Source organism: Thermococcus sp. PK (assembly GCF_000430485.1).
In the GTDB taxonomy this organism is placed as follows: domain Archaea; phylum Methanobacteriota_B; class Thermococci; order Thermococcales; family Thermococcaceae; genus Thermococcus_A; species Thermococcus_A bergensis.
Genome location: NZ_KE387149.1, coordinates 837159 through 845729 on the forward strand (window position 1 = coordinate 837159; position 8571 = coordinate 845729).

Here is an 8571-nt window from a genome sequence, read left to right on the forward strand (position 1 = left end):
TTTTAATATTTTGTCACGTTCTCTAACTTTTTGCCAAGTATGAAAGTGTCCTCCTTCTTTACTGCCCCTTCCGCTATCATCAGAGGGGCGTGAACCATGGCGAGCACCATACCTTCCTTAGCCTCCATTGCCCTATGTGGGACAACTATCGTCGTTATCGGGTCTTCCTCGATGAGAAGTCCAACGCCATGAGTGTAGCCGGTTATGTAGTACTCCTTAAGGCCTCTGGATGTGTAGATCTTCTCAATCTCCCGCTCCACCTGGGCAAATCTCACACCGGGCTTTGTATTCTCTACAGAAGTTATGTATGCTTCTTCCATAGCCGCTATGGCATTTTTTGCCCTTTCACTTATTTCTCCCACTGGAAAAGACCTAGTTATGTTTGCGTAATAGTGGTTCCAGTCGGCACCTATTACCACTGAGACAACACTTCCCTCCCTAATCCTAACATCTTTGAAGGGCTCTGCATGTGCCCTTGGAGTTGCTGAAACGTAGACTTTTGGCTCTTATTTCTTCCTCTGCAATTTTCATTCCTTTTACAGCTATTTTTCCTGCCTTTCTTATATTCTCCAGCTCCCATTTGTCTTTAATCATCCTAAGCTCCATGGAAAGTCCTCTAACGTCCACAACCTCTACATCGGGGTTGAGCTTTTTAAAGAGTTCATAAAAGAGAATGTAAGCATCTCTCTCCACGCTGAACTCCATGCCAACTCTGCTGTAACCATTTCTCTTTATCCAGATAGTTACATTGGCCATGAGGTCTTCCGTTTTTTGAAACTCTATTACGTTTTCGATCCAGCTTCTCTGTTTGAAGAGTTCGGCTTCTCCTTTGGCAACGATTACGATTGGTTCTCCCTCTTGAGGTATTAAAAGGGCTGGCCTAAGCCACTTCGTGCCGGTGAAGTAAACAAAAGTCGAGAGTGTCCTTATTACGGCACCGTCGATGTCTTCCCTCTTCAAAAGCTCCTGGAACCGGTTTATTCTTTTCTCAAAAATTTTTCTTTCCATACTTCACACCTCACAAATATACGAGTTTTGAAAAAATAAAAGCTTAGCCGAGCTTGACAACCAAAAACTTCAGGGGCAAACTGCCCGCGTTCCTGACGGCATGAGGAATATTTTTTGGAAGAAAGACTAGGAAGTCTTTTTTAGCTTCCTCGCTTTCCTCCCCAACCTCCACGAGGGCTTTTCCCCTTATGATGTAAATAAACGCATCAACTGGCGTTGTGTGCCTCTCTAAAGCCTCTCCTGGGTTTAAAGTGACAAGCATTACCTTTGCATTTTCCCTCTTGAGCAGGGCTCTAACGTCAGCACCATGAGGATTGTCAATACGCTCGGCCTCTTCAGCCCTAACCACAAGCATATCAGTCCCTCCAGTCCAAAAGCCTCTTCTCCCCTTCTATCGCCTTGTAAGGCGCAATGTCCATCGTCATCTCAAGCGTTCCTATGTACTCGCCTTTCTCGTTGAACAGAGGAACATACTTGATGTAAACGTACTTTTCTCTTAGCCTGAGCCAGAAGGTTGCCTCTTTCTTTCTTCCCTCCTTGAAGGCCTTGAGGATTTTGTTGACGACGTAAACGCTCTTCGGCGGGTGGCAGAGCTGGACCGGCCTTCCGAGCACCGAAGGCGTCCTCGTGAAAATCCTCTCTCCGGGTGAGAAGAACCTTACGCGGTCGTCTCTGTCTATGAAGGTCACGTCAACAGGGAGCGCCTCAAAGATCGCCTTTAGCTCTTCTAAATTCAGATAGCCCGTTCCGAGGTCCATGTCTCCCTCACGCTTTAGCCCGCTCTTATCAAACTCCAGCGGCTGACCTCTAAGGGCCTGCTGGACTTCCTTCGGGAGGGTAAGGAGTTGTTCAACGCTCAGCTCGGGGTTTATCTCCCAGGGGTGGAGGGGCTTAACGTCCTCACCCGGATCCCACTCCGGCGGCTTTACCTTGTAGTAGCCGATTTCATCTTCCTGCATCTTTATTGCCTTCCACTCGCCCTCGCTTAAGAGAGCCTTGAGCGTTGGGTAAAAGATGTTGTTCTCCCTGAAAACCATGTCACTCAAAGCGAAGGCCGCTTCACCAGCCTTTGCCTTGAATTTCTCCACAAACCCCTCCCAGGGCATCTCCTCCCTCTTTCTCAAAAGCTCTGCAAGTTGCTTTATCATGGCCCTTATCTCGTCGTGCTTCGTCCAAAGGACTGTGGCTATGGCAGTCAGGCCTCTCCTCTCTATGTACGGGAATATCAACATCTCCTCGCGGTTGTAGTGGGTGAAGCCAACCATTCTGAGGTTGCCCACTATCTCCTCCAGAACGCCTGGGATTTCTTTACGCATACGTTCGTCTTTTGTTGTTGCCAAAGTTCTTGCATAGAGATTGAGCATCTCAGAGTCCTTCATTATCTCCTTGTTCTCAAGGTAGAGGGTCTTGAGCGGATGACCATCGGGTAAATCCCTCTCTTCAAGCTCCTCCGTGCCCTTGACTGCTTCACGGAACAGCTCGACATGAAGGTCGCACATCTTGGCTATATCCCTGGCGGAAATTCCCTCCTTCACAAGCTCCTGCTCGATGAGGGGTATCTCAAGCGGAGAGATGTTGCTCAAAACTGCTCTAAACTCTTCCTTGAGCTTCTCAACACTCTCTCCTTCGTGTATCCTTAGGAGGAGCTTCTTGAGCTGTTCCTTCTTGTACTCGCGGGTGTTCAAAAGTTCGGTCATTTCACTCACCCCTAACCTTTTTCGCCAGGAGGTCGGCCAAGCTGTGGAGGGCTTTGTAGTCCTCTTCCTTCGGCCTCGCGTGGACATCTATCGTCCCGAGCAGTTCAAGGCTTGCACCTTTCAGAATCTCCAGTATTGCGTCTATGCTCCTCCCGTGCCACCCGTGGGAGCCTATTAAGACGGCATATTTCGCTGGGGGCCTCAGGGCCTTCACGAGGTAGGCGGCATAAACGGCGAGCGGATGGGCGCTCCCGAGCACTGTAGGAGCCGCCAGAACTATGGCCCTTGAGTCAACGAGGTCCTTTGCAAGCTCCCCGATGTCGGCGCTCACGAGGTCGTGAACCTTAACATCAATCCCCCTTGCCACGAGCAGGTCAGCCAGCTCTTTCGCAAGCTCCCTGTTGGAGCCCCACATGCTCACGTAAGCTACAAGCACCTTCTCCCTAGTCTCTCCCTTCACCCAGCTTTCGTAGGCTTTTAGAATCCTCTCCGGGTTTCTGTAGATGGGACCGTGGCTCGGGGCTATCATTTTGATCTCCAGCCCTTTGAGCTTTTCCATGGCCCTCTTAGCCATGCCCGAGAAGGGCATCATGATCTCACCGAAGTACCTCTGGGCGTACTCGATTATGGAGGGAACCTCGTCATCGTAAAGGCCGTGGGCAGTGTGAGCACCGAAGAAGTCACATGGGAACAGCACTTTGTCCTCAACGAGATATGTGAACATCGTCTCCGGCCAGTGGAGCCATGGAGCTTCTATAAAGCGGAGCGTTTTGCCTCCGAGGTCTACCTCATCCCCGTCCTTTACGACCATTATCCTCTCATCGGGGACATTGTAGTATGCCTTCGCGAGCTCTTTTCCCTTTTCCGTTGTGATGAGGAGGGCCTTCCCGTTACGCTCCATTATGTAGGGTATTGCACCCGCGTGATCAGGCTCAGCGTGGTTCATGACCACGTAGTCTATCTCCTCAAAAGGGAGTATCTCACTGACCTTTTCCTCAAGTTCTCTCTCGAAACCCGGGTTCACCGTGTCTATGAGGGCGCTCTTTTCGTTGCCGACCACGAGGTAGGCGTTGTAAGAGGTCCCTTCCGGGAGGGGGATCAGGGAGTCAAATATCCTCCTGCTCCAGTCCTTAACACCGACCCAGTAGACTCCATCCAAGAGTTTCACACTTTTCATATTACCACCTTCATGACATCTGTCATATCAAATGCTTTTAAGCCTTTCTGGACATAGTTGTCCAACAAAGTTTATATGCCAAATGTCATAAATGGGGGCGGTGATGGAAAATGATGCTGGATGTGAGGGGTTTGAAACCTCCACAGCCTGCCCTCATGATACTGGAAAACCTTGAGAGGCTCAAAACCGGGGAGACCCTTGAGGTACTTGGCGACAAACCCTTTGTAGATATAATACCCAAGCTTGAGGAAGCGGGCTATCAAGTGGAGCTGAACAAAGTGGGAGAGTTCTTCGTGCTGAAGGTCACAAAGACAGAGGGGTCAAAAGAGCTGAAAATGGAGGTTGAAGAGTGCGATGAGGAGCTGGAGGAGATAACGGAAGACACCAACGTGGCTAAGCTCCTCAAAGCTTACCCTGAATCCCTCGATATACTCGTCAAGTACGGCTTTTCACCGCTCCAGAACCCTGTGCTCAGAAAAACCCTCGCAAGGACGGTAACGCTGAGACAGGCCAAGAAGCTCATCGGCATGAGCGATGAGAAGTTCAAAGAGATGATGGAAGAACTGAAAAGGCTGTAAGAAGGTAGATAGTTCAGTTCAAAACATTTCCATTGAGGTTTGTTTTTAGTAATCTCAACCTACGAGGGATTTATTTTTGTTAATCATTAAAGCCACCGAACTTTGGCGGGGGCCATCACCCGCTCAATATAGTTCAGCCCCTGTTTGAGCTTTAAAGTATTCCTCGGCCCTCTTGATTAAGAATTCGTTTTTAATTTTCTTTCCAATACGCTTGAAGATCAACGTGGTTATGTCTCCGCTGAGCCATGTTTTGTCTTCAATTAGCTCTCGGTAGCTCTCTTCATCAGTTAAATCGCTTTCTCTTACTGAAACAAGTATTTTATAACTATCCAATCTCTTGATTAGGACATAATCTTCCTCCTCCCGTCCGGGTCTTTCAATCAGCTCGTAGAGACCGTCCTCCAAGTCTAAGAGTTCTTTCTTCACTATGGTAACGCCCGAAGGAACGATTTCAAGCTTTTTCCTTTTCACAGTCTCAACTAACCATTCGTAGAAAAGAAACTGGTTGTTTTCTTCAAAGCCTGCATCTCTGAGGTCGTGATCGTCCGTGTAACCACAGATGAGGACCGCCCCAACCCCCATCAGCTTTCCGAGGAACTTCATAAGTTCGGGACTCAGGACGAACAGCCACCTGCCGGTGGAGACTCCAATCTGGAGGAGCGTCATGTTCTCCTTTGAGTACGTTTCAACCTCAAGCCAGTCAAAGGAATCTTCCTCGGTGGTTTTCAGCTCGTAGTGCAGTTCTCCCACTGCAACCAGCCTAAATCCCCTCATATCAAAGATGAACTTCAGGTGCTCTTCTCGTCTTTCCCGCTGGTACGCGAGTTCGCGAGTGTACTTGAACTCGCGCGAGAGCTTCTCAAGCACTTCTCCCCAAGGCTTATCAAACACGGCGACAACATAATACGTGGTTCCCATACCACTCCCCCCCAGGATTCATTACATAATTGAGAAATAAAGAAACATGTTCAGTCGAATTCTGAAGCTAGGTAACGCACTTCAACGTCCACACCAAACCTGGACTTTATCTCCTTTGGCAGGTACTGGGTGTAGTAATAGTAGCCCCTTATGTTCTCAATGCCTCCAGCATAGTACACCTCAATCTTTCTGATTCCCTTATTGATGGCGTACTCAGCGTACTTTGCAAGCTGTTCCTCGCTTATTTTATGTGCGTTTCTCTTGCACTCTATCACCACTCTCTCAGAACCTTTCCTGGCAATTGTGCCAATTTCTGTTTTCATCCCGTGTTTGATGGCAATGGTCAGGGTATCCGCAGGCACCTCACCCCTGAGAGCCTCCTCAAAGCCAAAGAAGATAAAGGAGAAGGACATGAGCTCACCTCCCAGATAGCTTTACCCTTTTAAGTTCCTTTTCTGCATCTTTGATGGCCTCATCGATGGCCCTCAGGAGAGCGTTCTTTGGGACTTTGACTGCCATACCGGAATACAGGACGAATGCCAGCAAAAATTCTCCCTTTCCAGAGTCTGCCGCATAGAGAACTTCAAAGGGGTCATAGGTTGAAAGGGTAAAGCGAACGAAAGGAGGAGCCGCTCCTGCTGAGAGCTTTTTAAGGCCCGCCAGTTCGCGGAGAAGGCCCCTATCCTCCGGCTTTTTTACCCCTTTGGAAGACAGCCTCTTGATTTCACCATCAACGTTCCACTTTACCCGCCACTCCTCCGCAGGCAGTTTGCCATCCGCCACAAACGCCCTGAGAAGTTTAAGCTCCTCAACGTACCCCTCGAGATTAACAAACGCCTCCAGTACGTACGTGCTCCCGTAAACTTGAACTTCGTACTCGTCCATGATATCCTCAGGTTCACTGAACATCTCAAGAACTTCATGCGAAGGCGGCTTTAGTTTGAACCTGAGCCACTCCATCCGCACGGGTTTATTATTGAGAACCGCTTTCAGGTTCTGGATGGAAGTTCGGATTGCCTCGATGAAGTTGTCACGGGTGAGCTGTACTTCCCCACCATCCCAAAGGGTCAGGTGAACCCATCCACCCTCAGCCATTATCTTCAAGTCCCAGAGCTTTTTCGGGAGAGCATCCATCGAGTGGAGTGCCTTTAGGGAGCTTATGAATTCATCCAGCGTCACTGGGTCTTCACTGATGAAAACTGGCCCCTCTTCGAGCACCAGCACTGGAAATCCCCTATCTCCATCTCGAGGGGAAAATGAAAAGGCAAAGATTGAAATCACCTCCCTGTCAATATCTCCTTGAAGATGGTGGGAATGCCGTAACTATCCGGTACATCCCCCATTTGATTCTCTCAATCACTACCACCACTTTCTTTCCCAGCTTTGGGGAATATTTAACAAGTACTATTCTCTGTTTTCCATTGACAATGTCTCCGCATTCAATTTTGTCTGGGTTTTCTATAACCTTGCCCATTTCGTTTAAAAGATCCACGGCGGAAATGTGAGTGAACTGATCTTTTCCAGGCTTTTTCATGAGGTGGTTAAAAATAATATGTTTTGCCCCTTTTGCATCAATGATAACATCTCCTCCTTCGAATACTCCACAATCAAGGTTTGCCCCATTGAAGTGTGCCCTGAAACCCCTGTACCCCTCGTCAAAATCCTCTGCAAGCTTTTTAGCATCGTTGGCATCCCAGCCGTTTAAGTACGCTTGCCTCTTACCAGACTAAGACTAAACTTTCTGAAAGTGTTAAGAACTTCAATGTATTCCGCCAATGGCTCTTTCCACGCTCCCGGAGGTAGCAGTTCACCTAGTTCAACTAGACTCTTTAAAGTCTCTTCTCCCATTTTCAGGAAAGCTCTCGACAATGAGCCAGCATCACCCTCTATCACTACCCTTTTGGGGTTAAGGATGTTGCCTTTATCCGCAAAGTAAAGTTCCGAGCATATAAACACTTTTTCTCCTTTGAGTTTAAACACCACCGGGCTCAAAATCTTTCCGAATGTAACGTCAAAAACGTATCCTTTAACATCTGGACACTCTAACAAGTATTCTCGTCTTAGTTCTTCTATAGGAACCTCTCTTAGCCGTGGATCTGGAATTCTTCTGATTTCAGGAGGATAAACGTATTTTCGTAAAAATTCAACAAACCAGGTCTTTGTAGCAATCTCTTGGTTAAACTTCTCTAAAGCTCCCCGGAGATAGATGCTCACAAGAAACGCATCCTGGGGAACGCTGGGGAAGTATATCGCTTCACCGGAATCATCTGCAAGCACTTCTTTTCCCAATATTTTTAATGAGTACCTCCCTGCGGGCAAACGAAACAACTTCAATATTGTTGAAAGCTGCATGGGAGTTTTACCTTGAGTTGTTATCTCCTCAATTTCCAGATTTTTTCTCAAATACTCAACATCAAAGTACCAAGTTATCAAGTTCATCACCCCTGATAAACTAAAGAAAAATTAAACCCTAGTTCCCATCAGATCGTTAGAGTTATAAGCACTTAAGTTTTTTGGTTGATTGATGGTTGTATTACCCTAGTTCCCATTAGATCGTTAGAGTTATAAGCACTTAAGTCTTTTGGTTGATTGGTGGTTGTTATGAACTTTCAGCAGGAAATCCTGATCATAAAATCCGAAATCTATCCGATAATCAGCAAACACTACCCGAAAAACACTCACAGGGAAATAATCAGCCTCTACGACCTAATAACCTTCGCAATACTAGCACACTTGCACTTTAACGGAGTTTACAAGCACGCTTACAGAGTCCTAATCGAAGAAATGAAGCTGTTCCCCAAAATCAGGTACAACAAACTAACAGAACGCTTGAACAGGCACGAAAAACTCCTGCTCCTAGCGCAGGAAGAATTATTCAAAAAACACGCCAGAGAATACGTTAGAATACTGGACTCAAAGCCCATTCAGACCAAGGAGTTGGCCAGAAAAAACAGGAAGGAGAAGAAGGGTTCTTCAGAAATCATCTCTGAAAAGCCCGCAGTTGGGTTTGTTCCCTCTAAAAAAAGTTTTACTATGGGTACAAGCTGACCTGTTACTCTGATGGAAACTTGCTGGCTTTACTGTCTGTTGATCCGGCGAACAAGCATGATGTGAGTGTTGTCCGGGAAAAGTTCTGGGTGATTGTTGAGGAGTTTTCTGGCTGTTTTCTGTTTTGGATAAGGGGTATGTTAGC

At 47.4% G+C, this 8571-nt stretch carries 9 protein-coding genes and 2 pseudogenes; 2 read left to right on the top strand and 9 right to left on the bottom strand.

Annotated features, from left to right (window positions below; translation table 11 throughout):
- Positions 1-2: 2 nt before the first annotated feature.
- From THEPK_RS06565 to THEPK_RS06580, 4 genes and pseudogenes are all read right to left on the bottom strand, one after another.
- Positions 3-1008: pseudogene (locus tag THEPK_RS06565) on the bottom strand (M24 family metallopeptidase).
- Positions 1009-1051: 43 nt separating this feature from the next.
- Positions 1052-1363 (bottom strand): cupin domain-containing protein, encoded by a 312-nt coding sequence (locus tag THEPK_RS06570; RefSeq protein ID WP_042699761.1) that lies wholly within the window; start codon positions 1361-1363, stop codon positions 1052-1054.
- 1 nt (position 1364) lies between these two features.
- Positions 1365-2705 (bottom strand): DUF438 domain-containing protein, encoded by a 1341-nt coding sequence (locus THEPK_RS06575; protein WP_042699764.1) that lies wholly within the window; start codon positions 2703-2705, stop codon positions 1365-1367.
- 1 nt (position 2706) lies between these two features.
- A complete protein-coding gene (locus THEPK_RS06580) occupies positions 2707-3882 on the bottom strand; it encodes an FprA family A-type flavoprotein (protein ID WP_042699767.1) in 1176 nt (391 codons plus the stop codon).
- 110 nt (positions 3883-3992) lie between these two features.
- On the opposite strand from THEPK_RS06580, the gene THEPK_RS06585 reads away from it, so the two are divergent.
- Positions 3993-4460 (top strand): DUF1858 domain-containing protein, encoded by a 468-nt coding sequence (locus THEPK_RS06585; protein WP_042699770.1) that lies wholly within the window; start codon positions 3993-3995, stop codon positions 4458-4460.
- A 123-nt stretch (positions 4461-4583) separates the two neighbouring features.
- On the opposite strand, the gene THEPK_RS06590 is transcribed toward THEPK_RS06585, so the two are convergent.
- From THEPK_RS06590 to THEPK_RS06610, 5 genes are all read right to left on the bottom strand, one after another.
- Complete coding sequence (locus THEPK_RS06590; protein WP_042699773.1) at positions 4584-5378, bottom strand: hypothetical protein; 795 nt, start codon at positions 5376-5378, stop codon at positions 4584-4586.
- Between the two features lie 50 nt (positions 5379-5428).
- Positions 5429-5791, bottom strand: a complete 363-nt coding sequence (locus THEPK_RS06595; protein ID WP_042699777.1) for a hypothetical protein — start codon at positions 5789-5791, stop codon at positions 5429-5431.
- Positions 5792-5795: 4 nt separating this feature from the next.
- A complete protein-coding gene (locus THEPK_RS06600; RefSeq protein ID WP_232054796.1) occupies positions 5796-6602 on the bottom strand; it encodes a hypothetical protein in 807 nt (268 codons plus the stop codon).
- A gap of 64 nt (positions 6603-6666) precedes the next feature.
- Positions 6667-6912, bottom strand: a complete 246-nt coding sequence (locus tag THEPK_RS06605) for a hypothetical protein (RefSeq protein WP_042699782.1) — start codon at positions 6910-6912, stop codon at positions 6667-6669.
- Between the two features lie 167 nt (positions 6913-7079).
- On the bottom strand, positions 7080-7817 hold the full coding sequence (locus tag THEPK_RS06610) for a hypothetical protein (protein WP_042699785.1): 738 nt from the start codon (positions 7815-7817) through the stop codon (positions 7080-7082).
- Between the two features lie 153 nt (positions 7818-7970).
- Here THEPK_RS06610 and THEPK_RS06615 point away from each other — a divergent pair.
- Positions 7971-8571 (top strand): annotated as a pseudogene (locus tag THEPK_RS06615) (IS982 family transposase); the annotation flags it as partial.